General features: G+C 35.7%; 19 protein-coding genes. 7 read left to right on the top strand and 12 right to left on the bottom strand.

Annotated elements, in window-relative coordinates:
• Window positions 1–331: 331 nt before the first annotated feature.
• Both ABES03_RS19185 and ABES03_RS19180 read right to left on the bottom strand, forming a co-directional pair.
• Window positions 332–1,393, bottom strand: a complete 1,062-nt coding sequence (locus tag ABES03_RS19185; RefSeq protein WP_430119695.1) for a glycosyltransferase family 4 protein — start codon at window positions 1,391–1,393, stop codon at window positions 332–334.
• Between the two features lie 267 nt (window positions 1,394–1,660).
• Window positions 1,661–2,767: a glycosyltransferase family 4 protein gene (locus tag ABES03_RS19180; protein WP_430119669.1), complete on the bottom strand. Its 1,107-nt coding sequence runs from the start codon at window positions 2,765–2,767 to the stop codon at window positions 1,661–1,663.
• A gap of 210 nt (window positions 2,768–2,977) precedes the next feature.
• On the opposite strand from ABES03_RS19180, the gene ABES03_RS19175 reads away from it, so the two are divergent.
• Together ABES03_RS19175 and ABES03_RS19170 are read left to right on the top strand one after the other, a co-directional pair.
• Window positions 2,978–4,420 carry an MBOAT family O-acyltransferase gene (locus tag ABES03_RS19175; RefSeq protein ID WP_430119667.1) on the top strand — a complete coding sequence of 481 codons (1,443 nt, stop codon included), beginning with the start codon at window positions 2,978–2,980 and terminating at the stop codon, window positions 4,418–4,420.
• Window positions 4,421–4,432: 12 nt separating this feature from the next.
• Entirely contained in the window at window positions 4,433–5,536 is a 1,104-nt protein-coding gene (locus tag ABES03_RS19170; protein WP_430119665.1) for a hypothetical protein, read from the top strand.
• A gap of 65 nt (window positions 5,537–5,601) precedes the next feature.
• Here ABES03_RS19170 and ABES03_RS19165 read toward each other — a convergent pair whose 3' ends face one another.
• A complete protein-coding gene (locus ABES03_RS19165) occupies window positions 5,602–6,741 on the bottom strand; it encodes an N-acetylmuramoyl-L-alanine amidase (protein ID WP_430119663.1) in 1,140 nt (379 codons plus the stop codon).
• Window positions 6,742–6,964: 223 nt separating this feature from the next.
• Here ABES03_RS19165 and ABES03_RS19160 point away from each other — a divergent pair, with 223 nt between their 5' ends.
• Together ABES03_RS19160 and ABES03_RS19155 are read left to right on the top strand one after the other, a co-directional pair.
• Window positions 6,965–7,981, top strand: coding sequence for a metallophosphoesterase family protein (locus ABES03_RS19160; RefSeq protein WP_430119661.1), 1,017 nt, complete (start codon window positions 6,965–6,967; stop codon window positions 7,979–7,981).
• 69 nt (window positions 7,982–8,050) lie between these two features.
• Entirely contained in the window at window positions 8,051–9,310 is a 1,260-nt protein-coding gene (locus ABES03_RS19155; protein WP_430119659.1) for a glycosyltransferase, read from the top strand.
• 131 nt (window positions 9,311–9,441) lie between these two features.
• On the opposite strand, the gene ABES03_RS19150 is transcribed toward ABES03_RS19155, so the two are convergent.
• From ABES03_RS19150 to ABES03_RS19135, 4 genes are all read right to left on the bottom strand, one after another.
• Window positions 9,442–10,539, bottom strand: a complete 1,098-nt coding sequence (locus ABES03_RS19150) for a glycosyltransferase family 4 protein (RefSeq protein ID WP_430119657.1) — start codon at window positions 10,537–10,539, stop codon at window positions 9,442–9,444.
• Window positions 10,540–10,591: 52 nt separating this feature from the next.
• On the bottom strand, window positions 10,592–11,470 hold the full coding sequence (gene galU, locus ABES03_RS19145) for a UTP--glucose-1-phosphate uridylyltransferase GalU (RefSeq protein WP_430119655.1): 879 nt from the start codon (window positions 11,468–11,470) through the stop codon (window positions 10,592–10,594).
• A 177-nt stretch (window positions 11,471–11,647) separates the two neighbouring features.
• The gene (locus ABES03_RS19140; RefSeq protein ID WP_430119653.1) at window positions 11,648–13,123 is read right to left on the bottom strand and encodes an O-antigen ligase family protein; all 1,476 of its coding nucleotides are present in this window, start codon (window positions 13,121–13,123) and stop codon (window positions 11,648–11,650) included.
• A 61-nt stretch (window positions 13,124–13,184) separates the two neighbouring features.
• Window positions 13,185–15,275, bottom strand: coding sequence for an LTA synthase family protein (locus ABES03_RS19135; RefSeq protein ID WP_430119651.1), 2,091 nt, complete (start codon window positions 15,273–15,275; stop codon window positions 13,185–13,187).
• Between the two features lie 240 nt (window positions 15,276–15,515).
• Between ABES03_RS19135 and ABES03_RS19130 the strand changes: the two genes are divergently transcribed.
• Together ABES03_RS19130 and ABES03_RS19125 are read left to right on the top strand one after the other, a co-directional pair.
• Window positions 15,516–16,286: a LicD family protein gene (locus ABES03_RS19130; protein ID WP_430119649.1), complete on the top strand. Its 771-nt coding sequence runs from the start codon at window positions 15,516–15,518 to the stop codon at window positions 16,284–16,286.
• Window positions 16,287–16,329: 43 nt separating this feature from the next.
• Window positions 16,330–17,790, top strand: coding sequence for an oligosaccharide flippase family protein (locus ABES03_RS19125; RefSeq protein WP_430119647.1), 1,461 nt, complete (start codon window positions 16,330–16,332; stop codon window positions 17,788–17,790).
• 61 nt (window positions 17,791–17,851) lie between these two features.
• Here the strand turns inward: ABES03_RS19125 and ABES03_RS19120 are convergent, their stop codons facing one another.
• The 5 genes from ABES03_RS19120 to ABES03_RS19100 all read right to left on the bottom strand — a co-directional run bounded on the left by ABES03_RS19120 (window position 17,852) and on the right by ABES03_RS19100 (window position 25,205).
• Window positions 17,852–18,559, bottom strand: a complete 708-nt coding sequence (locus ABES03_RS19120) for a WecB/TagA/CpsF family glycosyltransferase (protein WP_430119645.1) — start codon at window positions 18,557–18,559, stop codon at window positions 17,852–17,854.
• Between the two features lie 76 nt (window positions 18,560–18,635).
• The gene (locus ABES03_RS19115; protein WP_430119643.1) at window positions 18,636–19,910 is read right to left on the bottom strand and encodes a nucleotide sugar dehydrogenase; all 1,275 of its coding nucleotides are present in this window, start codon (window positions 19,908–19,910) and stop codon (window positions 18,636–18,638) included.
• Window positions 19,911–20,202: 292 nt separating this feature from the next.
• Window positions 20,203–22,269 (bottom strand): leucine-rich repeat domain-containing protein, encoded by a 2,067-nt coding sequence (locus ABES03_RS19110; RefSeq protein WP_430119641.1) that lies wholly within the window; start codon window positions 22,267–22,269, stop codon window positions 20,203–20,205.
• A gap of 175 nt (window positions 22,270–22,444) precedes the next feature.
• Window positions 22,445–23,191 carry an NlpC/P60 family protein gene (locus ABES03_RS19105; protein ID WP_430119639.1) on the bottom strand — a complete coding sequence of 249 codons (747 nt, stop codon included), beginning with the start codon at window positions 23,189–23,191 and terminating at the stop codon, window positions 22,445–22,447.
• 376 nt (window positions 23,192–23,567) lie between these two features.
• Window positions 23,568–25,205, bottom strand: coding sequence for a glucosaminidase domain-containing protein (locus ABES03_RS19100; protein WP_430119637.1), 1,638 nt, complete (start codon window positions 25,203–25,205; stop codon window positions 23,568–23,570).
• 184 nt (window positions 25,206–25,389) lie between these two features.
• Between ABES03_RS19100 and ABES03_RS19095 the strand changes: the two genes are divergently transcribed.
• On the top strand, window positions 25,390–26,289 hold the full coding sequence (locus tag ABES03_RS19095) for a nuclease-related domain-containing protein (RefSeq protein WP_430119635.1): 900 nt from the start codon (window positions 25,390–25,392) through the stop codon (window positions 26,287–26,289).
• The last annotated feature ends 177 nt before the right edge of the window (window positions 26,290–26,466 follow it).

The following is a 26,466-nucleotide window of genomic DNA, read 5'->3' as shown; positions in this document are numbered from 1 at the left end:
ACCGGTCGTGCACTTTTCCCCTTGCCACGGGCATTAGAAGCATTCCCTATTTACCGGTCGTGCACTTTTCCCCTTGCCACGGGCATTAGAAGCATTCCCTATTTACCGGTCGAGCATTTTTCGATTTGCCACGGGCATTAGAAACATTCCCTATTTACCGCTTGAGCACTTTTTCCCTTGCAAGGGGCATTAGAAACTTCCCCTATTTACCGGTCGTGCACTCTTTCGCTTGTCACAGACACACTATCAAGGACTGAGGCTGTGACAAATTTTTTACTTTCTTACCTTTAAAAAAAGCCTGACCATAATCGGTCAGGCTTTAGGTTTCTATTTATCTATTTCGAACGGTTGTTACTAGTAGAACCCGCATCATTTTGATCAATGGACGATAGTTTTTACCCACAAGTCCTATCATTTCAGCGAACAACTCAATCATAATCAAGAGAATGACGATGAAGAAGAAGCCACCTAGTAGTTTTGCTTGAGAGAAGATGATTGCCGCTAAGCCAAAAAATGCAGCCATTGCATATATCATCAATACCGTCTGTCTGTGTGTAAATCCTGCACGTAGGAGACAGTGATGTAAGTGTGACTTATCTGGAGCAGATAACGGTTTTTTATTCACAATACGGCGAATAATCGCAAAGAATGTATCAGAAATCGGAACTCCAAGAATAATAATTGGAACGATAAAAGAAATCAAAGTAACGTTCTTAAATCCTAATAATGACAATACAGAAATCATATATCCTAAGAATAAGGCTCCTGTATCACCCATAAAGATTTTTGCAGGATGGAAGTTGTAAATTAAGAATCCTAATGTACTTGCAAGTACGATAGAAGCAACAGCTGTTACATATCCATCACCCATAATAATAGCCATTCCTGATATTGTTATGAGTGCAATAGAAGAAACACCTGCAGCAAGGCCATCCAATCCATCAATCAGGTTAATGGCATTGGTAATCCCAACTATCCAGATAATTGTTAACGGGATGCTGAAGTAACCAAATTCAACTTGTCCGCCAAACGGAAGGTTGATAAATTGAACATGGACACCGCCCCATATAACAACGATTCCTGCAGCAGCAATTTGCGCAATAAACTTCACCTTTGCTGAAAGCTCCATAATATCATCTAGGATTCCAGTAACAATAATAATGATACTTCCGATAATAATAGGAGTTGCATATGGTCCACCTGGACGAAGTACTAGCAAACCAACAATGAAACTTAAATATATCGCAAGACCCCCAAGTCGGGGCATAATTTTCTGATGAACTTTTCTATGATTTGGGCGGTCTGTTGCCCCAATTTTAAACGCAAGTTTCTTTACTAAAGGCGTAAGAAGTATGGAACTAAAAAAGCATACTATTAAGGTGATGTAGATCATCATGATCCTCCTCGGAACTGTTTAGCCTATCTCTTCCACCATGAAACAGGCAAAATTTCGCAACCATCTTGGTTTCTTGAAAGTTAGTTATCTATTTAACAATCATATTTACATGCATAGCTTCAATCGTACCATGTGGATTATAACATAGCTAAAATATATTTTAAATAGATTTTATGATTCAAGCAACTTACTAAATATTCCACCAATTCTTCCAACCTATAATTTACTATTTTAATAGTAGAAAATGACAAAAGGGCATGCCCATCAGCCCATTTGCCTTTCCATCAGATAGAGGTTTATTATACGCTCTGTCATGAGGTTTTGGTCATTTTCTTTTGCTTTTTCAAGTCCATTACGAACTAGCTTTTCCTTAAGCTCCTCTGTCTCTAAAATGGATTCAATTCCCTTTTTCAAGGAATCCGCATTGTTCACCTCAACAAGAACTCCATTTCCGTTGTCAAGCAAGTACTTCAGTCCACCTACATTCGTTCCAACCACTGGTGTGCCACAAGCCATCGCTTCTACTGCTACAAGTCCAAATCCTTCGATGTGTGAAGGAAGAATGAATACCTCAGCAGCAGCCATCCAACAAGCAACCTCAGCTTGGCTTTTAGTACCAAGAAAATGAACACTTTCTGTTATACCCATTTGTTTAATAGTTGCCTGTAATTTGTGGAAATAATTTTGGTCCTTATTGGATCCAATTATGTATAGTGCATAATCTGAATTATCTTCTTTTAATTTGGCGAATGCTTTGACAAGCTCATTCAAACCTTTTTGTTCAATAATATTACCAACAAATAAGAGTGGTGTTTGATTCTCTTTCATTCCACAGCGTTCACGTGCTTCTGCTTTGTTGAATGGTTTAAAGACATCTAAATTCACACCCATATTGATAAGAGAAAGCTTTTCTTTTGGAACACCAAAGTCCTCCTCTAATGTCGCATACAGTTCCTCACCAACAGCGATTACCTGATCGGCATCGACAAGAATACTTTTCGTCATTTGATAGATACGCCGGTTTTTCTTTACCATTTTATCAATATCTCCACCATGCGCAGTGACAATCATACGAGCTCCAAACCACTTTTTGTACCATTTTGCCAGCCAGCCGCTTGGAAACACATAGTGTGCATGAACAACAGAAGTTCTGCTTCCTTTAAAAAGTAAATGAAAGGCAAACGTTAGAAACCATTTCCCATATTTCTTTAGCAAATTCAGTTTACCCTTATTAGGATTGTCGATGGCAATGACATCAACAGATAATCCCTTGTTCCGCAATGCCTCCACTTGGTTCTTCACAAAAATGCCCCAGCTCTTATGCTCTTTTGACGGATACATATTTGAGATGACAGTTACTTTATTTTTCATACGTTCTCCTAAATCTTTTTGCTTGACTGCACAATCCGTTCTTATTAATATACCATGAAATATGACGAAAAACACAAGGCAAAGGTTACATAAATGTTGTTTTTTCTGTTTAGTCGTCAAAATATCTGATATTTCGACAGTATGCAAGTACTTCCCCCTCTGTGATATAATATCGTCATTGTCTAATTTTATCATTAGGAGGTTCAAAATTTGTTATTTAATTCCTACATATTCATATTGGTCTTCTTTCCAATAGTATTCGTTTCGTATTACTTGCTTTTGAACTTAAAAAACAAAAATATCGCAAAAATTTTTTTCGTCATTGCGAATCTTTATTTTTATAGCTATTGGAATGTAAAGTATTTACCTATTATTGTCTCATCCATTGCAGTAAATTTTACATTAGCAACTATTTTGAACAAAATTCAAGGGCAAGCTCTGAAAAAGACAATCTTAACACTTGGTATTTTGTTTAATATCGGTTTGCTTGGATACTACAAGTATTACGATTTCTTCATGTCCAACATTAATACTGTTTTTAGCACGAACATTTCACTTTTAAATTTGGCACTACCGTTAGCAATAAGTTTTTTTACCTTTCAGCAGATTGCATATCTTGTTGATACCTACAGAGAGGGAACAAAAGAGTATTCCCTACTCGATTATGTTTTCTTTGTTACCTTCTTTCCACATTTAATTGCAGGACCCATTGTCCATCACCGGGAAATCATTGATCAGCTAAGAGATGGAACAAATTATAAAATCAAATTGAACAATATTACATCAGGTTTATATATTTTCTCAATTGGTCTATTCAAAAAAGTGATCATTGCGGATACATTTGCAGAATGGGCAAATACCGGATATAACAACATTGCACAATTAACACTGTATGACAGCTGGGTTACAACTTTAGCCTATACATTTCAATTGTATTTTGACTTTAGCGGTTATTGTGACATGGCCATTGGTTTAGGCTTATTTTTCAATATAAAATTGCCTGTTAACTTTAATTCACCATATAAGTCACTTGATATTCAAGAGTTTTGGCGCAGATGGCATATGACCTTAGGACGATTCTTTACTCATTATCTCTATATTCCTTTAGGTGGCAGCAAAAAAGGAAATGCCAGGACCTATATTAACCTTTTTATTATCTTTTTTGTTAGCGGTATTTGGCATGGAGCAGGCTGGAACTTTGTCATTTGGGGGATAATGCATGGAATCGCCAGTGTTATTTTCCGCTTTTGGAAAACCTTTAATATTACGCTTCCTAAGTTCATATCGTGGTTTATTACGTTTATGTTTGTCCACATCGCATGGGTATTCTTTCGTTCACCAGATTTAACTACGGCCAAACTAATGTTAACAAAGATGTTTAGTTTGGCAACGTTCCATTTTCCAGCACGAATCACATCAATATTAAATGCTACAGTGGGGACTCATTTTGTTCCGAGAACTTATTATTTTAATTTAAAATTGGTGATCCTATTTGCTTTTGTATTAGCTATTGTTATATTTGCTAAAAACTCTATTGAACGCTTAAACTCATTTAAACTTAATTACCGAACAGCTGTGTTTCTTAGCCTTATTACTGTGATTTCACTGCTATATTTGAGCAGAGTAAGCGAATTTTTATATTTCAAATTTTAAGGAGTTTACACCATGTCATACAAGAAATTCCTTGTTACAGTTGCTTTAATGGCTTCTGTTTTCATACTTTTTGTTTCTGTCATTATGTATATCATTGATCCGCTATTTTATTATCGAAAAACAGCTCTTTACCGTCCGCAGTATATTGCAACCGAACGTTACCAAATGCCAGGTTTATTAAGAAATCAAGATTACAATACTTTAATTACGGCAACGTCGATGGGGCGGAATTTCCGCGAGAGTTATGTAGATGATATACTTGGCGTTCAATCCTTCAATGCCTCTTTACCAGCATCTACTGCTAAGGAACAATCAATGGTTGCTGAAGCAGCGTTTCGACATAAACCCGATTTAAAACGTGTCATCTGGGAGCTTAATTATTACTCCTTTGCAGGGGAACCAGATTGGGTTACTGGACCGCCAAGTGATTTCCCAACTTATATGTACGATAAATGGAAATTCAATGATATCCGTTACTTAATAAGTTCGTATCCAATCAAAATATTGTATAACAATTTACTCGCCAATAAAGTAGGGGACGAGCGCCGGAGGGAAATTGAGCCTCTTTATAAATTTGGCCAGGTTGCTCCAATAGAAACGTTTGACCATATTAAAACTAGATTAAAATATGTACAGCCCATAGAAGAGTTACCTAGTTACGAATATTCATCGGTACAAATTGAGTCCTTTAAGCAAAATGTCATTTCACTTGTAAAAGCACACCCAAACACAAAATTTACATTGTTCTATGCACCATATCCAATCTATAATCATGTGAGCTTTTACAAAACGAATGCCAATTACCTTAAAGAAAGATTAAAGTTTAAGAAGGAAGTATTTAAACTTGTTGAAAGCTATCCTAATGTAGAAATATATGATTTTCAAGATATGAAAGAAGTAACGTTTAATTTTGCTAATTACCAAGGTGATCAGGTTCATTATTATAACTTTATTAATAATTGGATTATTGATTATATGGCAAAACATAAGCCTGTTCAATCGGAAAAAGATTACGCACTAAAGCTTCGTAACTTTGAAAATCAAATTACCCATTTTAATGTCAAACAATTAAAGCAAGAGAGTACATTTAAAGAGCAATACTCTTTAGAAAATTAATTTCATCTTTGTACTTGTAAAAACAAATTGGAGGCTGACCTTTTCTGGTCAGCCTTCAATTATTTTTATGCGGTTGAATTATTGCTTGTATTTACTACATTTGGACCTTTGGGACCAGTAGATGCTTCAGCACTAGCTCCAGCTGGACCATCTGTTGCTTCCCCTGCATCCCCACCTACTGAGGTTTGCTCTCCTTGATCTGGGTCTGGGGTCTCGTTAGTTGGAGCAGGAGCTTCTGCTTCATCTGGGTTGGGGGTCTCGTTAGTTGGGGTAGGGGCAGGAGTAGGGGTAGGAATAGGAGCTGCTGCTTCAACCAGCGCACCTGTCTCTTCAAAGGTATATTCTTTTCCTTCTATCGTTTGATTACCTATAACCATTTCTCCTTTACTATTTAGATAATAGGTCTTTTCTTTATCCTGAATCCATCCTGTTTGCATCACACCATCAGAATTTAGGTAGTACCATTTATTATCATCCTTTACCCAGCCTGTTTTCATAACTCCATTAGACGCAAGGTAATACCATTTTCCTTTTACTTTCTTCCAACCGGTCTGCATGACCCCTTCAGAATCTAAATAATACCACTTGTTCTTATCCAATATCCAGCCTGTTTTCATGACTCCATTTGAATCAAGATAGTACCACTTGTTCTTATCATTTACCCAGCCTGTTTGATTAGCACCATTTTTGTAGTAAGACCACTGGGCACCTTGCTTTACCCAACCATTAGTTGTAGATTGGCACCGTTTAATAAAGCTATCCCATCTAGGTAATAAATTTCTTGGACAGTTCTTACCTGTCCAGTGTTTATGAGGAACGACATGATTAATAGATATATTAAATCGATTCATTAAATATTTGACCACTTCTACAGTATTGGAGACTGTTTGTTCATAATTGCCGTCTTTATTCACACACATTTCAATATGAATAGAAGTTCTATTTCCAGGCCCATTATGACCATCTCCGGCGGCCCACGCTACTTCATCAAATGGGATGGACTGGATAATTTCCTTCTCATCAATCTGCAGATGCCATGAGGCGGTTCGGCTATTTCCCCTTTCTTGCAACCTAGCATGTGCCTCTGCGTCTGCGCCAACGCTTGTATTATCAGTTTCATGAACGGTAATATATTTGGGATTCATTTTAATACCTGGGCGTGTCTCAGTATGGGAAGCAGGAATTAATCGTTGAATAATCTTCATGGCTTATCCTCTCCTTTATTATTTATTTATGCAAAATAGGAGCATTTGGTAAGGGCTTAGGCTAAAATTAGTTCTTTTTTCCTTATAAGGACAAGCTACTCCTATATATGCTCATTTATGAGAATCATAAATACTCATTCGAATCGCTCTTAAGAATTAGTTAAGAATAGGAATTTATAATTCATAAATAATAAATAATAAATTTTGTTGTGAGGTAAAGATTATGTTTAAAATCTTATTATCCACTGGGTTATTCCTAGCTGGAATGATTGAACCCACAGGTCAATACGTACAAGCTAGCACTAAACCCAATTTACAGGTTGCTGTCATTAGCGACACACATATTGATTTAGATATTCCAAAATTTACTAATAAATTTGAAAATGCAATGGATGATTTGAAAACCGTCGCACCAAGTTATGACGTTATTGCAGTAAATGGAGATATGACCGATTTCGGAAGGGTAAATGAATATAATGTGTTTAACTCTATATTAAAAGCTAAAAAAATACCTACGGCTGAGGAATTTATGGTTATAGGTAATCATGAATGGCTGGAGTCTCAATTACACCCCTCCATATCAGATGAGGTGCTAAAGAAAAGATTTCTAAGTAAAATGAACGTATCAAATCTTTATTATGATAAATGGATAAAGGGGTATCATTTTATTACGATTGCTGGTGAAAAATCAGAGAATACGATGATCGCTGAATACGGAGCCTCTGAAAGAGATTCTGCGTATATTTCTGATCAACAGTTTCAATGGTTAGAAACTACATTATCAATGAATGCAGTGAGCAGCAAACCCATCTTTGTCTTCTTCCACCAACCAATCTCAAATACAGTCTATGGAAGCGAATGGAGTGCTGGGCTTGAAGACCAAAAAATCCTAGCCTTGTTAAGGAAGTTTCCACAGGTTATTCTTTTTACAGGGCATTCTCATTACCCAATTAATGAACCTAAAAGCATTTATCAGGATGGGATTACAATGGCAAATACCAGTTCGGTTGCCTATACCTATACACCTACTGGCAAAGAAAACTATACTCAATCCCAAGGATATCTCGTTAATGTGTATGATAACAAAGTAGAGATAAAAGCAAGAGAATTTAGTGATGGAACATGGATAAAGACCGTAACAATTCCACTTACACAAAGAAATGAACGTTTAAATTTTGGGTGGGTTAATGCACAGGGACACTGGTATTATCTTGGAATTCTCCGAAAGAAGTTGGGATAACCTTACACAATTTTAAATCCCCAGTAAATGAGGTATAATGGAACCACTATTATATAAAGGGGCAAGAAAATGTCAGTAAAACATGTCATCCGGAAGAGTTTAAGATCCCTCCAACAAAATGGGTTGCAAAATACCTTCAAAAAAGCACAAAGAAGATTATTTACTAAAATGGGTGTTAACAAAGTATTCAAACGTAATAACGCTCAGCTTCACGATCTGTATTTAAAAGTTTTAGATCTTCACAAAAATAAAGAAATTAAAGGTCTATTCATTGTAACTTCAGGTCGTGAATTTGAAGAATTGTATAACCAACGCACGATTAACCTAGCAAAATATTTATCAGACCAGGGGTTTGCTGTTCTTTTTGTAGCATGGCAATGGGATGATCAGGAAAAGCTTGAAAAGAGCTATCAAATGGTTTATAAGAATATCTTTGAAGTACCTGTTTACGACTTCATATATGATATCGAAAAATTAAAGATGGTAGATGAAATCACTAATAAAACTTATTTGACGACTTTCCCCGCAAAGCTTTTCTACGGCTGCATCGACCAACTAAGTCAATCTGGTTATAAAATTATTTATGACATAATGGATGAATGGGAAGAGTTTTATAAAACAGGGGATGCTCCATGGTATAACCGTGGTATCGAGGAGGCATTTGTACAACGTTCTGATTTAGTAACTGTTGTCTCACAGCCGTTGAAGGACAAATTTTATTCTATTAAAAATGACATTTATGTCATTGGTAATGGATACAATGCGGCTTTATCTGGTAAAAGAGATGTCTCGTTAAAACAAAAAAGTGCGGACCAAAAAATTCATATTGGATATTTTGGTCACTTAACCCCTTCATGGTTTGATTGGGACCTCATTTTTAACCTAGCTAAAAATGAAAATTTCTTTTTTCATTTTATCGGTCACGGTGCGCCAGATGATATATTAACTAAAATCAAAGGCCTCTCTAACTGTGAATTCTACGGAAAAGTACATCCTAGTGAGTTGAATAAATACGTGGAGAAATGGCATATTGGCATCATTCCATTTAAACCAAGTAAACTCTCTGATGCAGTTGATCCCATTAAGATTTATGAGTATTTGTACTTTGGTTTACCGACGGTATCAACCGGTATTCAACATATCGGGACCTACCCTTTAGTTACCCATTGCCACAATGAAATTGAAGTAAAAGAAACCATCTTACATGATTACGAGCAATTACTTCAGTCAAAATTGCCATTCGAAGATTTAGATGCATTTTTAGCAAAAACAACATGGGACGAGCGTTTTAGAGAAATCTTAACTTTACTCACCTCCAAAACATCCTAAGAAAAAGAGGCTGACTCATAAGGGGTCTGACACCACTAAAAAAACAATATCTAGACTAGAGTTCACTAGGTTTTAACTAGATATTGAATTGTGGGGTCTGACACCTTTGCTTTTGAGTCAGCCTCTTTTTTCTATCCTTCTAGTAAGGATAGATATAACTGTTTATAATTACTAATCATAATGTGATTACTAAATTTTTCGTTAAAGTCTTTCTGCGCTTGCTGTTCAAGTTCGAAGCGTTTTGTAGGATCTTCGATGAATCTACTTAGCCTCTCTACAAATGCATTTACATCCTTCTTCTCTACAATAAATCCATTCATATTGTCTTGAATCACTTCGGCAGTATTCCCTACATTTGTAACCACGACAGGTTTCCCATACGCCATTGCTTCAAGTAACGTAAGCGGGGCACCTTCCCATAATGACGTCATCGCATAAACATCCATCACCTTAAACAATTCGTTCACTTTAGAAACATGTCCAATGAAGCGAATATTATTTATGCCCTCAGCCTGTTTTTTCAATGTCTGGCTATAGGGTTCCGCGCCTTCCCCTGGTATTAAAAATACGAGGTTCTCATATTTTTGATTTAACATTTTAGCGGCTTCAATAAAGTATTCTATGCCCTTTTGAACATCTAGACGTGATAGCGTGCTAATGACAAACGCGTTCTCAGGCAGCCCTAGTTCTCTTTTCAAATCCTCTTTCGACCGTTCAGTTGGAATAATCCTTTCGGAATCAATAGAGTTTCTAATAACTGTACATTTCTTTTTATTCAACACTTTGAAATTAGTTAAGTTAAAGTTTTCTACTGCCTTAGAAACCGAAACGACAGAATTCACTAGGTTGAGATAAAAACTATACTTTGTTCTCCCCCACGGATTTTCGAAAAAGTGGTACGTATTATGGGTTGTCTCGATTACTTTTACTCCTGCTAGTTTTGCAGCTAAAATCCCATGAAAGCAGAAATGAGCTTGAACAATGTCAAACTTCCCTTCCTTTATATAGTTTTTAAGCTGTTGAATTCGAGAATATTTATTTGTTTCATTAATTTCCTGACAGTTGAAGCCCTTTTCTTTCAGTCTATCTGCAACCACCCCGCCTTTAAAGTAGGCGACACCTACTTCAAATTCCTGACTATTTGTATTTTTAACAAGGTTATAGATAACTTCCTCTAAACCACCTTTATCTAGTGCATCACAAACATGTAGAACTCTAATTTTTTTCATTTGTTTTACCTCTTTACTTTTAATACCCGTGGTATTGCTATTTCTGAACGCTTTATAATCGATATTCTTTTAACTTTTCAGCCATATACTCTAGTAAGCCATCCTTAATTTCTTCATTCTTCAGGGCAAACTCAATAGTTGTTTCAATAAAACCTAACTTTTCACCAACATCATACCGTTTTCCTTCAAATTCGTAAGCAAAAACACGTTGGATTTCGTTTAACTTTTGAATGGCATCTGTTAATTGGATTTCACCACCCGCACCAATTTCCTGTCTATCTAAGAACATGAAAATCTCAGGGGTTAAAATATATCTCCCAATGATAGCTAGGTTAGAAGGGGATGTTCCCGGTTTTGGCTTTTCAACAAACTGTCGGACCTGATATCTTCTCTCATCCTGAGCCAATGGATCAATGACCCCGTAACGGTGTGTCTCTGCGTCATCCACTTTCATTACACCAATTACAGATGAAAGTGTTTTTTCATATTCATTAATGAGCTGACGTAAGCATGGTGTTTCTGCTTGAACAATATCATCACCTAAAAGGACAGCAAATGGTTCATTACCAACAAAATTTCTTGCACACCAGACAGCATGTCCAAGACCTCTTGGCTCTTTTTGTCGAATATAGTGAATATCAACTAAATTTGAAGATGCTTGTACCTTTTCTAGGAGTGCAAATTTTTCTTTTTCAAGCAAGGTTTGTTCTAATTCAAAAGCATGGTCAAAATGATCTTCAATTGCTCTTTTTCCTTTACCTGTAACAATAATAATATCTTCAATGCCTGATTCAATAGCTTCTTCCACTATGTATTGAATGGTAGGTTTATCGACAATAGGAAGCATCTCCTTTGGCATCGCCTTTGTCGCTGGCAAAAATCGTGTCCCTAAGCCAGCTGCAGGAATAATGGCTTTTCTTACTCTATTCATGTAAGCATTCTCCTTTACTAATAGTCGGTTTTACATTCTCTCTATCATTTTCTCATCTTACTATTTATTATTTCATAACATAAATTGTTAAACAAGAAGCCTTCTCTGCTTACAAAACGAAAAGCTTGCAGACATCTTACGTTAAAGACATAGCCTGCAAGCTAACTCATGTATGTTTTAAACTGACGTTTTATATTGATTATTTTTATAGAGATAGACCATTATGATTGCAATATAGATGCTAACCGCAGGTGCAGAGAATACATGTCCTGCTACAACTGAAATCCCTATTCCGATTATAAGACCTAAAAACATTAAAATATTTTCAAAGCTAAAAAACGATCTTCCTTTTTTTGTAATAGCCATTAAAAAAGAGTACATAAAGTATAAGATAGGAATTAAGTATATTAAGAATCCAATGATCCCAAAGGAGTAAAATAAATCAAAAAAGTCCATTTCAATCATTTTTGTATAACCATTTTCATTTGTTGTAGAGTAACCCAGGCCAAATAATTTTTGTCCTACATTTGCCTGCTTGAACTCGTTATTCTTTTTCACTAAGAAAATATCTCTACTACTTAAAAGTAATCTGATAATCTTATTTGTTTTTACGGTTGAAGTAGTTTCCTGCTGTGGTTCATCCCCAGTTTCTGCTTCCGCTTCCTCTGCTTGTTGTTTTGCTTCAAGTCGTTGGTTATTTTGTTTTAAATTATCTACTGCACCAGTATTTTGCGACAGAGTAGCTAAAGATGCTAATACAAAAATGGATAATATCGCATTAACAATTAGTTTTTTTCTATTAGTAGAATTTATAAATAACTGCAATGCTATTAAGATAATAGTAACAGTGATGAAGAAGAAGGAAGATATCATTCCAACTTTTGTTCCAACAATCAAAGAAGAGGCCAGTAATACTAAAGATGGTAACCATTTATAAAAATCCTTCCAAGTATCGGTATGATTAAAGGAATAAATAATTACCATAGGTGAACAAATCGCCATAATCGCACTTATTTCATTTCCTGAAGAAAACCATCCCTTTGATCCAAAACCATAAGTATAGCTTTTAATGGCTGTACCTGTTAATAAAGAAACAATCATCACGATTCCTACGACTAACATACCCACAACTATTTTATTTAGAAGGATATCCGTTTTTCTATTTTTGATATAATCCCAAACAAAATAATAGGAGAAGAGCATGAGAATAAAATAAATGGTCTTTGTAATATACTTTATTTCCTCAACTAAATTAAACGTGGTTTTTGATTGATAACCAACATATAAATTTAATACAAGTGCAACAGCTAAAACTACGAAATAAATGAGAATTTTCTTATGATTATTTTTTATTGATACATAAAAAATATAAACGGCTGTGACCCCAAACATTAGAGTTCGAACAATTAAACCAAACGTTAAGCTGGTTTTTAAATAATGGAGTGAAAAGCTTGTAAGTAAATCTAAAACCGGTTGTAAAGCAATAAAGATAATCAACATTCTTTCCATCAAATGTCTCTTATTAATACTTAAGTTCAATCCGTACACGCCCTTTAATTTCATTTTAACGATTTTTGTGAGATAGGGATTTTTCATTTTATTAGTATACCAAGCTGTCGACAAGAAATCTAATAAAAATTCCCTTTTCGTCATTTCTGTTTTTTTCCAAAAAAAAACCCTAAGTAATTTTAAATAATACCAGGGTTTTTGCAAACTATTTTTTCACAACAAAAGTGTTACTCTCAGAAAGAATTTTAGAATTAGAATCGAGCACCTTCACTTGAACTTTCAGATGTTCATTTTTTTCAGGCATTCTCACACGAATGGTATTCTCATCAAATGATTCTTTTCTAGTATTTTCATCATTCACATAGACGTAGGATAGACCTGTAAAATAGTCACCATGAATAACAAGAAACTTAACTCCGTCTACTGACTCGATTGAAACCTTCTTTATTACTGGATCCTTATATCCTAAACGGTAGTGAGGATTCGGTTGAATTTTCTTTTTATCGGTTACCCCATATTGTTCCCCAAAAAGCAAATCATACTGTAATAATTTTATATTCCGAACAACATCATCCTTCAAGCCCTCATTGGCTAAGAAGTCAGGTCTAACTATCTTAGTTAAACTTCCTTCTTTATAATTCTCCAATAAATAATTTGTTAGGTAATCCCCTTGTACTCCTGCACGATCCATTACGATGGAACCTAACAAGGAAGAACCGATGTGTAAATCCTCTTTTTTCCCAGAAAAATTATCCCAAACAAGCAGAGGTGTTGCATACATTTTTTGATATTCATCATAGGTATTCGTTTCTTTATAGTATCCTGCTTCACGATAGACTTTATAATCTGTTCCTAGTAATGGTAGATGGTCGCCAAAAAACACAACAACTGTCTTCTTATTTGTCTTTTTTAACTCTGTAATAAGTCTTTCCAACTGCTTGTCAATTTCTGTAAGGTTGTCTGAATAAACCTCAAGGATATTTTCCGTATCAGACGAGAACTTATTTCCATTAGTTAGTTCGGCTTCCACATTTGCATAGGTCTTTTTTCCAGTTGAGGCGTAAGGCCCGTGATTTTGAGTTGTAACAGCAAAAATAAAATTAGGTTGATTCCCCATATTTATTTTTCTAAGTATCTCATCAGTCATCACTTTGTCATGATAGAAATTCCCATCCCGTGTTGGGTTATTCATATATTCCAAACTCACAAAGCGATCAAAGCCAAGATATTTATATACAAATCCCCGTTGATAGAACCAATTATGAAAGGAATGGATAGCTGTTGTTTCATATCCATTTTGACGAAAAATATTAGGTAATGCTGCAATTGGCTTTGTAACATAGTTTAAATAAGGCACCGAGCCAGCTGGTAGGAATTGTGTGGATACACCGGTTAATGCTTCAAATTCTGTATTGGCTGTTGACCCTCCAAACACTGGAATAGACAACATTCCACCTGATTGCTCCTCTTGCATTTTATGGAAAAACGGGAGTGGATCCTTATTGAACTTTACATTCGTTAGTAAAGTGGGATCCCAGAAAGCTTCGCTCATAATAACAATGACATTCGGTTTTTCCGAATCAGCATAAGTCGGAACTTTCGTTTGATGAATAATGTCTTCTATCGTCTTTTTTTTATAGTTTTTTGGTGCTTCTATCGACATTAAATCAAGGTTTTGAATAAACCCGGCTATGACACCGCTTTGTGCCGTTGTGAGTTTCTGATTCCAAACCCATTTTGCGATATGGAGCTTTGATTTCATCGTTGTAGATTGCTCTTTCGCTTCGAATTGATACAAGCTAACTAAAGCAATAATCGCCATGACTGAGAGGGTAATTTGCAGCCAATTTTTCTTTTTCTCATTTGGTACTTTAATTATCAAAAATACCAGTAAAGCAATAAGGACGGCCAGTCCAACAATAATCCACGTCAGCGAGCTTGTTGAAAAAAACTCTGCCATATTAACCGCTTCTGAGCTAAGAAGTAAGTCAGGTGGTAAAACAGGCTCTCCGCGGATTTCAAACTTAATTCTGCTTGCAACAGCTAGAACAATTATGGGAACGGTCATTAAAAAGGTAAATAGAATATATAACTTTCTGCGAAATACTCTTAAGATACTAAAGAGTAAAAAGAGATAAATAAAGTTATAGGTAAAAGGCTTGGTTCTTCCTTTTATCCATATATATGATTCATGAAAGTTGCCACGATAAATCGCTTCGACAACAAAAATAACTAGGTAAACATAGATAGCCGTAATGACAAAAGAAAGGATGGATTGTTTAATTTTCCCCCACATAGTTTCTCCCTTTTCTATTTACTTGTAATTGTACATTTTTAATAGAATACTATTCATCAAATAGTTACATTACACTACTTCTCTTTATACGTAAATATGCTTTGAGAGAAATTTCAGTATTATTAACTAGTAAACTTTTGGGAGAAAAGTCTCCCTGTTGATTTGGCAGCCTTGCTTGTGTAAAATTAACTGTTAGGAGTAAACTAGTTCATCTCATGGAAATGCAGGAGGGAATGAAAATTGGCAGTTGATTCTGAACAAAATAGTCCTTTAAAACGGGCACAGCATACAATGCTAGAAATGCTGGTAGCAGTTGATCATATTTGTAAGACAGAAAATATTCCATACTGGATAACAGATGGTACATTACTCGGATCAGAAAGACATAAAGGGTTTATCCCTTGGGATGACGATGCTGATATTGGTATGTTAAGAAAAGACTATAACAGATTTAAACAAGTCGTCGAAGCTAAGCTACCTTCAAAATTTAAAGTAGAATCAGAAACAGTACATACACACGGCAAACATAATTGGTTGAAAATTCTTTACCTTGAAGATTTCGATTGGGTGGATTGGCATGGCATTCAACGGAGAGGTATTTCAATTGATATTTTTCCCTATGATTTTGTTTCTGGACCAAATAAACCGTCAGTTAAAGAGAAAATAGTTCATCGAATTGCCAGCATTAAATACCCTTCAGAAGCGAACAATATTAAAAATAAGCTGAGAAGAGTTATTAACAAGTTGCAAATACAAGATATGTATTCCCGTGTTAACACAAAGTCAGACTATGTGACATACGGGGTTGAAACACCCTATTTCGGTTGTGCATATTTTAATATTCATGATATTTTCCCATTAAAAGAAGGTGTTTTTGAAAACGAGTGGTTTAAAGTTCCTCACCAACCTAGTCAATATTTAAGAACTCTTTATGGGGATGATTTCATGGAAATCCCAGAAGAAAGCAAACGGCAAAGCCATATGGCTGATCTTACAATGGGTAAGGAATAAACAAACGGAGTCTTCATAAAAGAAAGGGCAAGCTGGTGTTTTTATGCAAAAATCATCCTTGGTTAAAAACATTATTTATAAAATGTTATTAAATATTTTTAATATCATTATACCTATTTTAGTAGGACCCTATGTATACCGGACGCTTGGAGCTGACTCCATCGGAAAGGTTCAGTTGTCGGAAACCATTTTTAACTACTTCTTTATTTTTGCAGTGTTTGGAGTTTATAACTATGGCTTGCGAGAAATGAGTCGTATAAAAGATAATCAGACAAAGGTAAATCAATTCTTTACTAGCATGCTTACGATTAGTATCGGAACAAGTATTCTTTCCTTAGTCGCTTACTTGCTATTTTGTTTTATTGGATATAGCGACCGAGCTATTTTTCCAGTATTAATGATTTATTCGGTGAATTTAATTGGGAATATTTTCTATGTAGAATGGGTGAATGAAGCGAGTGAAAAGTATAATTTCATCACCATTAAGACGATATTGATTAAAATCGTCTACATTTCACTATTATTTACTCTTGTAAAAAGCTCTTCTGATTATACACACTATGCTTTTCTACTAATACTAACGACGTTCCTTAATAATATTGTCAGCTTTATTTATATTAAGAGGAAAATTAAACTTGATTTTTCGAATATCACTATTAAAAAACATATTAAACCCCTTTTATTAGTTGTCTTTTTTTCAAACGCTAATATTTTATACAATCAGCTCGATCGGTTTATGCTAGGTGAATTTATTAATGAAGCAACGGTTTCCTTCTATGTTATGTCTCAGCAGATTATGGGCATCATTAACACATTAATGCTAAGTATCATTCAAGTAACCGTGCCAAGATTATCCTATTTAACCGGAACGGAAGATGAAGATTCCTATGTTAAGCTGTTAAACAATATCTCGAAAGTTTATTTTGCTTTCTTATTTCCGGCATCTATCGGACTGTTTGTTACAGCCCAGGCTGGCATTCTTTTATATGGAGGTCATCAATACGTTCATGCGCAAACCACACTTCAAGTGTTTGCTATCTATATGATCTCATTGGGAACTGAGTCCATTCTTTCAAATCAAATTATTTATGTGAAGAAAAAAGAGAATATCCTTGTTAGGCTAGTGTTTATTTGCGGGATTCTTAATCTTTTATTAAATACTGCATTAATCAAGTTGAACCATTTCAACCCTACAACAGCCATTTTTACCACTGCAATTTCTAATTTTACCTTAGTGGCAATGGAATATATTTTCATAAGGAAGTATCTAAAGGTAAACTATAGCTTGTTTACCTTAACCAAGACCAAGTACTTTCTATTTTCATTAACCTTTATACCAGTTGCCTATTTATTAAAGTTGGTTATTTCTCACTATATTCCATTGTTCATTGTAACCGTAATCGTTTGTGTTGCTGTATATGCCGCTATATTATTCCTTACAAAGGACGAGGTTCTTGCATTATTCTTAAATAAGGTAAAAAGCCGATTTGGAAAACCGGCCTAAAATTCAAAAGAGAGGGTATCCGTCATTAGGATGCCCTCTCTTTTGGAATGCTTATAAAAAGCTATTTTTTTAATGTTTTTAATAAAAATTTTGGTAGGATTAATTGTCTTTTCCAGCGCCATGGCTCTTTCACAAGACGATAAAACCATTCAAGGCCAAGGGTTTGGAATAGCTCAGGTGCACGTTTGAGATTCCCAGAAATGACATCATAAGAGCCGCCGACACCTTGAAATACGTATGGAGTAACTTTATTCATGTGATTAACAATCCAATATTCTTGCGCCGGGCTGCCTAAAGCAACAAAAATAATCTCCGGATTATGCCGATTAATTGTATCAAAAATCACTTGCTCGTCTTTTTCATATCCATGGAGAGTGCCCACAATTTGGATACCCGAAAATTGTTGTTCCAGCTTAGCCTTAGCTGCCTCAGCCACTCCCGGCTTACCACCGTATAGAAAAATCCGTTTCCCCTGTGTTGCGGCAGTTTGACAAAGTCTTAACATCATGTCAATTCCCGTTACACGACTTTTCACCTGTCCACCCTTTAGTTTGGAGGCTAAAATGACTCCAATCCCATCTGGAATCTGATAGTCTGCACTGTTTAAAAGCTTCTTTAGCTCCTCATCCTCTTGTGACTTCATTATTTTTTCCGGATTAATGGCCACAATAAATGATTTTTTTTTCATTTCAATATCCTGCATTAATAACGAGGCAAGCTTGTCATAATCGTAATTACAAACATCAACCCCAAGAAAGTTCTCTTTCATAACGTACCACCCATCAAATTTGGACTACATATATAAACTACGGCTTAAAAGTTAAAGCCGTAGTTCATGTTTTATATTATTTATGCTTAGAATCTCCTAAAACGCGAACATCAAAACCTGCTTTAACCCATGATTCACGTGGTAGGCAATTTTTTGTATCTAAGACAATTTTGGAACGAACCAGATTGGCGGTTTGCTTTGGATCTAAAATCTTAAATTCTTCATGATCCGTTAAAATTAATAGGATATCTGCATTTTCCAAGGCTTCTTCTAGATGCAGAGATTGCTGCTGTAGATTTTTCTCCTTAATATGCGGATCGAATGCAGTAAGCTCAAGATTCATCTCATTTAAATAATGAACCACCTCAACCGATGGACTTTCACGCATATCATCAATATTTGCCTTGAAAGATAGACCCAATACTGCCACTTTAGGATTTTTAATTTGCTGCTGCTCAGCAATTGTTTTTACTTTATTCGCTACAAAAAGCGGCATAGAGTCATTCGTTTTTCGAGCAAGATGTATAATTTGAGCATTTTCCGGATCCTGCTCTACAAGGAACCATGGATCGACAGCGATACAGTGTCCACCGACACCAGGTCCTGGAAGGTGAATATTTACACGAGGATGATGATTGGCTAGCTTAATAGCTTCCCACACATTGACCCCAAGTTTCTCACTGACCCGTGCTAGCTCATTTGCAAAAGCAATATTTACATCACGATACGTGTTCTCGATTACTTTAACCATTTCGGCTGTTGTTGCATCTGTTAAGAAGATTTCTCCTTTTACAAATGCACGATATAAATCACGTGTCTTTTCTGAAGACTCTTGGTTGATGCCACCTACAATTCGGCTGTTGTTAACAAGCTCTTCGAAGACGCGGCCAGGGATAACCCGCTCTGGCGAGTGGGAAATCAAAAGTTCTGTTCCCATTTCGAGTCCGCTCTCTTTTAAAATTGGCATCATAACATCCTCAACCGTCCTTGGCGGCACAGTTGATTCTAGGATGACAAGATTTCCTTTTTCAAGATACGGTACAATCGACTTTGTAGCTGCTTCAACATATTTCATATCAGCAGTTTTATCCGGATTAATTGGAGAAGGGACGGCGATAATAAAGATATCTGATTTTTCAGGAGTCGTTGATACGGTTAAGTTTCCACTATCAATTGCAGCAATCAGCCTTTCTTCGAGTCCATTTTCTTCAATATGCAGCTGTTTATTTTTAATTTTTTCTACGGCCACAGCATTTACGTCCACACCGTGAACATGAATACCGTTGTTAGCAAACATAACAGATGTAGGGAGACCAATATAGCCGAGACCAATAACACAAATTTTATTCATGAAGTGACTTCCTTTCGTACCTAACATTAAATGTACTCTACGCTTATATTTTACTTTAATGGCTCAATCTAGCCGCCAAAAAGTACGAGTAATAAATTTTCATCCAACTCATTTTAACAAAAATCTTTTATAAAAGAAACTCTGAGGGGCGAATGTTGTCGGATTTCGACCTATATGCCCAATTGTTCACATAAATGTAACTTCAAATGGAAACCATTAAAATCTGAACATACCAAAAGAGAGGCTGTAGTTTCAGCCTCTCTTTATAAGGATGGGCACTCATAATATATGTTTACTTTATCGGCTTTGATCCTGCCCATGTTCCGTTAGGATTAAAATAATGGACTTCCTTACCAATAGTTAGATATGTTCCATGCACCATTAATCCGTTGTTAGTAAAATAGTACCAAGCGTTTTTATACTTTAACCATCCACGCAGTTCAGCACCATTGCTATTATAATAACGATAGTCATAAGCTGTACCCGCTTGTTTGACCCAACCAGTTACCATGGCTCCACTCTTATTAAAGTAATAATATGTCTTGCCAATCAAGTTTCTTCCTACAACAGAGTCACCGTAATTGTTGAAATAGTACCATTTTCCACCATTTAAAAACCATGTCTTATTGTATAATGCACCACTGCTTTTAGCATAGTGCCAATAAGTACCGTCATAAACCCAGCCATTTGCTTTCATTGCTCCACTACGATCAAAATAATATGGTGTGCTTCCCACCATGTGGACACCTGTAGCCATTTGACCATAGGAGTTAACATTTGGATTTAAATAGTACCATATGCCTTTTAGATAAAGCCAACCCGTTTTCAGATTGCCTTTGCTATCTGCATAATACCAATGATAACCATCATATACCCAACCGGTTTTCATAACTCCTGCTTGATCAAAGAAATAATAGACATTGTTGATTTTTTGAACACCTGTAACTATCATACCGTCTGAGTCAGCATAATACCTCTGTTTACCATCTTGAATCCATTTATTGATGGCTAACACACCACTCTCAAGGTCAAAGTAATATTTTACATCGTCAATTTCATACCAGCCGGTTGCCATATTACCATCTTCATCATAATAATAAAGGTTTCCTTCATCATCTGTCGTCCAGCCATATTCCAGTCCTGGGTCGTAATTCCCATCATAACTCACGTCAATACCCTTAGCTTGCAATTCTTCAATTACCTGCATAGCTGCCGAACCCTCAGTGAGGTCAAGATTAGGCATATCAGTTAACATGATAAATGACAAACTTGCTAAATCCAGCAAAGGAGTAAGGTCAGATGCTGGATTAGAGGAAATATATAAGTAAGATAAATTAGCAAGGCTGCTTAACGGCTGTAGGTTCGTAATATTATTAGATTCCAAATCCAAACTTTCCAAGGATTTCAAATTCGATAATGGCGAAATATCTTCAATACTATTCTCCCATAGTGATAAGTCAGTCAAATTCACTAGATTGCTTAATGGGGTAATATCAATGATATTATTATTTGTTAGATCCACATATTGTAGGTTTGTAAGACCACTAAGAGACGTGAGGTTGCTGAAGTTGCTTTCAGATAGTCCTAACCCTAGTAAATGTGATAGTCCGCTTAACCCAGACACGTCGCTAATAACATTTCCGGAAAGATCGACATACTGTAATGATTGTAGTCCATTTAGAGTGCTAAGTGTGCTGTTTTCAAGCAGGATATTTGCTAAACCAAGAAACTCTAATTTTGGTAGGTTATTTAAAACAGACAGATTGCTAATATTATTTCCGGAAAGATCTAAATATTGTAACAAAGATAATCCATTAAGAGCTGCTAGACTACTGTTTTCCAATTGGTTATTATCTAAACTTACATACTCTAATTTTGTCAATTTATTTAAATTAGAGAGATTACTAATATTATTATCTGAAAGATACAAATACGTTAAGTTAACAGCGTTTTCTATCCCTGTTAAATCAGTAATATTTAAACCCGATGCTTCTAAATCAGTAAGATTAGCTAGTTTGCCCACTGTAATGGAATCGGTAGCTTTTAAACCTAATGCTTCGCGTACGGCCTTTGCCAAATTGGCATCGGTAAACTTAACTACATCACTTGCCACCTGTGTAATCGCACTAGGAGACGCCACCTGCTGTACCGTTTTTTGCATTTGAACGGTTGTCTTTGATTCAAGCAATTCATTTAATGCCTTTTGTTTTATTGATACTTTAGACAACTTAACACTTTGAACTCCAGCTGACTTGCTTGGTAAAAGCGAACTAGTAAGTCCTGCTGCCTTCGTATTTAATGGTGTCATGAACGAAAGCGTCAAAACAGAAGCTAGCATTACTTTACTTATTTTATTCATCTCTCTATTAAACCCCCTTTTTATGCTAGATTCATTATATATCAAACTATTTCCTTATTATAGTAGAATCTTGAATATTTTAACAAAAATACAAATAGGTAAAAGTATCAATTTCTACACAAAAAAGCGAAACCAAAATTGTGATTTGGTTTCGCTTTTCTCTTGTATATATTCGTTATTCAATCCAAGCGCCGTCATTGCCAATGCGATATCCATCAATGATTGTATCTTTCGCCATAGCACCATCTGATTTAAGATAATACCAGTGGCTTCCTGAATAAATCCAACCAGTTAACATCGCACCACTTGAAGCTAAATAATACCAATCATTTTTCCATAATAACCAACCGGTTTTCATTTTCCCGTTTGATTCTAAGTAATACCATGATCCGCCATCTTTGATCCAGCCTTTTAGCATTACATCATTTTTATAGAAATACCAATTTCTGTCAGATAGTACCCAACCGTTGTTATAGTTACCGATTCGTTTCGAACCAATATATGTCCTAGAATAATATGATTCTGTTAAAGAACTAATTCTAACACCACTAGATGCTGCATGCACAAATTTGTTATCTCCTAAGTAGATTCCAACATGCGAAGCCCCAGACTTATATGTACTGAAAAATACTAAATCGCCTTCAACTAAATTGCTTTTTGAAATCGCTTGCCCTTTTGTGTATTGTTCAGAAGCTGTTCGTGGTAAAGTAACACCTGCTTGTTTGTAAGAATAGCTTGTAAATCCAGAGCAATCAAATCCACTTGGAGTTGTGCCTCCCCAAACATATGGAACGCCAATATAATCAAGAGCAATATCCGTAACCTTATCTCCAAATGATGCTGCTTCTGTTTTTTGTCCACTGATTAATCCGCCCAAGAGTAAAGAACATGATAGTAGACCACTGACTATTAATTTCTTCATGATAACCTCCGTGTTTCTCTTTCTCTCTCTCTTTTGTTATTTATAGTATCTCATAAAAGTTACTAGTTTTAATTTACAGTTATTTTTTAATATTATTACAGGAATGTTTCAAAAACTGACCTTTTTCGACTATTTCGTTAGATTTTTCTGAAAAATGGTAAAAATACGGGTATTTGGGCATATTTTTTTCGTGACCTTTACCCCATAGTATGTAAGAGTTTTCTTGATGGAGGTACGAAGTTTGTCAAATATTCTTTACCTCCTTGACAGATTTCCATCCTTTTTTTGCAGAAATGTAACAGAATTTCTGACTTTGCTCGCTGTTTTATTTTATTAAAATCGAAAAAGGAACCACCTAAAGGTGATTCCTCCCTGTTTATAGCATAGCACCGTCTTTTCCTAGACGATATCCGCCCACGGTTGTGTTTGCAGCCATATGGCCATCTTTGTATAGATAGTACCATTTTCCACCGAGCTTAATCCAACCGGTTTGCATGGCACCACTATTATTTAAGTAATACCACTTACCGCCTGTGTATAACCAGCCGGTTTTCATATCACCATTTTTCTGGTCAAGGAAATACCATTTTCCTCCTGAAAATAACCAGCCCGTTTTCATATCTCCCGACGCGTTTAGATAATACCATTTACCATTAATATATTGCCACCCGGTTAACATGGCACCGGATTGGGTGTTTAAATAGTACCATTTTTTGTCTTTGTCGAGGAACCAGCCTGTTTTATAGGTACCATTACCGTTAACATTGACATAGACATAAAACCACTTACCTCCGACATTTTGCCAACCTGTTTTGAGGTATCCATTATCATTGAAAAAGTAAAATTTACCGTCAAGTGATTGCTTTCCAGTTAGCATTTTTCCATTCTGATCAAAATAATAACTATTCTGTCCTTCTTTATACCAGCTCTTTTTGACTTTCTCACCATTTGCAAAGGTAAATTCATAAAATTCTTTTGCAATATTAGCAATTTTTCCAGCCCAGGCGGGATCGGTTGCATATTGGTGATAACCGCTATTAAATCTCATATTATCAAGAGTGGGCTGCGAATAAAACGGATATGTTGGGTCTTCTACGGTCTTATCCCAGCTAACATAATGATTTTTTATATAATTTGCTCCATTGATGATCCCTTTGCTTGGAGTGTCAAACTTATGTGCATTTGCCATGGGATCAAAATCCACTGCTCCGATACCATAAAAGTTGTTTTTGGTACCAACTATATCAGAGTTTCCCCATTTAGACTCTAGACCCGAATGTGCTAAAAGATAGATAGCGTTTAAACCAGTAACATTTTGTGCTTCAATGTAGGCTGCACCCATCCCTTTCATTTTGCTGCTCGGTTCCTGTGTTTTATAATCAATAAAACGGTTAATTTCATTTGCCGTTATATTTGAAAAAGTGTCTAAGGGTGTAAATAAGGAGATAGAGTTAGTAACCTTTCCTTCTTTTTCAAATTCATAAGGGATGACATTGCTACCACCATCCGTGGTTCTTGGCTGGTCATTGATATCCATATACCATCCATATATCCAGCCCTGCTGCAGCTTACCGTCTATCATCGTTTGAACTTTATAGTAATGAGTAGTCGCATCATAGCCCAGGACCGTTACCTTGGAGTGATCATCAATTTGACCAATAACATTTGAAGAGAAACCAGGTGCGTCCTTCAAATTCCTCCATTTTTTCACAATCCATGTTTGATTTGATAGATCGTTACTCAAATATTCTTTGTAAACCCAGCCAACCTTGCCGTCCTCTAACTCAATTTTTGCTGCATTACGTACCTCTTCTAGGACAGTAACTTTAGCATTAAAAGACAAATCTACCAGTTGTTCTGATTTTACCAAGTTTGGATTCTCTTTAAAGAAAGGTACGTTAATTGATATAACACTCATTTGTGTTGCAGTATTAGTTGCCGCTGAAGCCTTACTATGAAAGAAACCCAGTAATAAAAATACAACTACAAAACTACGGAATAAAACTTTTTTCAATTCCCTTCTCCTCTCAATCTATTATTCTATCTTTAAGGGTAACATATTTTCCAAGCGTTTCCACCCTATTTCGACAAACAACTTGTAAATTCTTCAAGAAATGTTCATACACTTTTTACCAACAAGTGAGAATTTTTCACTAAAATAAAAGTAGAGTTGGATAAAATATGAAGGGAAGTGCTTTATGGCTTTTAAACCTCGTACAGAACGGCAGGAATTAATTATTTTAAGGTGCTTAAATGCTCGAATGGAGTTACCAGAGGTCGATAAGAGGAACTTTTATAATCTAAAAAAAGGATACGAAGGGGAAGTGATGTTTGATTTATTGACCGAAAAAATTCAGAGTAATTGTTATATATTAAATGACTTATTGTTGGAGGTTAATAATAATAAGTTTCAAATTGATACGTTGATTATTAAAGATACCTTGTACGTTTTTGATGTTAAAAATAATGAAGGCGATTATTATTTTGAAAACGGTGAGTTTTACTCCAAGAATGGTACGAAAATCACGAACTCACTTGATCAGCTAAAACGCTGTGACTCTCTTTTTCACCAGTTACTGCAAAAACATAGCTTCAGGATACCTATAGAATCAAATGTTGTCTTTATTAACCCCGAATTTATGCTTTATCAAGCACCCAAAAATGAACCCCTGATTTTTCCTACACAACTGAATTCCTTATTAAAAAAATTAAATACGCCTACTAGGAATCTTACTAATAGACATAAGCAATTGGCTGAGCTATTAGATTCCTTGCATCAAGTAGATTCCCCGTATCCGAGACTGCTGAAATACGAATATGGGCAGCTGAAAAAAGGGCTCAATTGTTGTACTTGCCGGTCCTTGAAAGTTTCTGTCAGTGAACCGAATGCCACTTGTGATGAATGTGGGGCTGAAGAAGAAATCGAATCTGCTGTTTTACGAAGCGTGATGGAACTTAAGCTTCTTTTTCCTGATATAAAAATCACTACCAACCTTGTATATGACTGGTGTCGTGTAATTTCAAAAAAGACAATTAGGAGAATTCTTAAGAAGCATTTTAAAGCTATAAATAATAGAAGAAATTGTTATTATGAGTAAATAGCAATTCTTTTTCTCTTAGAGCGGGACTTAGAAATTTGTCCTATTGCCCGCTCGGGGATTTTTTTCCTTGCCACGGGCATTAGAAACTTCTCCTATTTACTGTTAGTGCGCTTTTCCTCTTTCCACGGGCATTAGAAACATTCCCTATTTACCGCTTGAGCACTTTTCCCCTTG

Origin of the sequence: Neobacillus rhizosphaerae, from assembly GCF_050477885.1 — a bacterium.
Lineage (GTDB): Bacteria > Bacillota > Bacilli > Bacillales > Cytobacillaceae > Neobacillus > Neobacillus rhizosphaerae_A.
The sequence above is the reverse complement of the archived record's forward strand: the minus strand, read 5'-3'. Positions and strand labels throughout refer to the sequence as shown.

Bases quoted from the DNA above. Each gene is read 5' to 3' on its own strand.
- ABES03_RS19185 (WP_430119695.1), bottom strand. From the start codon at position 1,393: ATGATCTACATCACCTTAATAGTATGCTTTTTTAGTTCCATACTTCTT.
- ABES03_RS19180 (WP_430119669.1), bottom strand. From the start codon at position 2,767: ATGAAAAATAAAGTAACTGTCATCTCAAATATGTATCCGTCAAAAGAG.
- ABES03_RS19170 (WP_430119665.1), top strand. From the start codon at position 4,433: ATGTCATACAAGAAATTCCTTGTTACAGTTGCTTTAATGGCTTCTGTT.
- ABES03_RS19165 (WP_430119663.1), bottom strand. From the start codon at position 6,741: ATGAAGATTATTCAACGATTAATTCCTGCTTCCCATACTGAGACACGC.
- ABES03_RS19160 (WP_430119661.1), top strand. From the start codon at position 6,965: ATGTTTAAAATCTTATTATCCACTGGGTTATTCCTAGCTGGAATGATT.
- ABES03_RS19155 (WP_430119659.1), top strand. From the start codon at position 8,051: ATGTCAGTAAAACATGTCATCCGGAAGAGTTTAAGATCCCTCCAACAA.
- ABES03_RS19150 (WP_430119657.1), bottom strand. From the start codon at position 10,539: ATGAAAAAAATTAGAGTTCTACATGTTTGTGATGCACTAGATAAAGGT.
- galU (WP_430119655.1), bottom strand. From the start codon at position 11,470: ATGAATAGAGTAAGAAAAGCCATTATTCCTGCAGCTGGCTTAGGGACA.
- ABES03_RS19140 (WP_430119653.1), bottom strand. From the start codon at position 13,123: ATGACGAAAAGGGAATTTTTATTAGATTTCTTGTCGACAGCTTGGTAT.
- ABES03_RS19135 (WP_430119651.1), bottom strand. From the start codon at position 15,275: ATGTGGGGGAAAATTAAACAATCCATCCTTTCTTTTGTCATTACGGCT.
- ABES03_RS19125 (WP_430119647.1), top strand. From the start codon at position 16,330: ATGCAAAAATCATCCTTGGTTAAAAACATTATTTATAAAATGTTATTA.
- ABES03_RS19120 (WP_430119645.1), bottom strand. From the start codon at position 18,559: ATGAAAGAGAACTTTCTTGGGGTTGATGTTTGTAATTACGATTATGAC.
- ABES03_RS19115 (WP_430119643.1), bottom strand. From the start codon at position 19,910: ATGAATAAAATTTGTGTTATTGGTCTCGGCTATATTGGTCTCCCTACA.
- ABES03_RS19110 (WP_430119641.1), bottom strand. From the start codon at position 22,269: ATGAATAAAATAAGTAAAGTAATGCTAGCTTCTGTTTTGACGCTTTCG.
- ABES03_RS19105 (WP_430119639.1), bottom strand. From the start codon at position 23,191: ATGAAGAAATTAATAGTCAGTGGTCTACTATCATGTTCTTTACTCTTG.
- ABES03_RS19095 (WP_430119635.1), top strand. From the start codon at position 25,390: ATGGCTTTTAAACCTCGTACAGAACGGCAGGAATTAATTATTTTAAGG.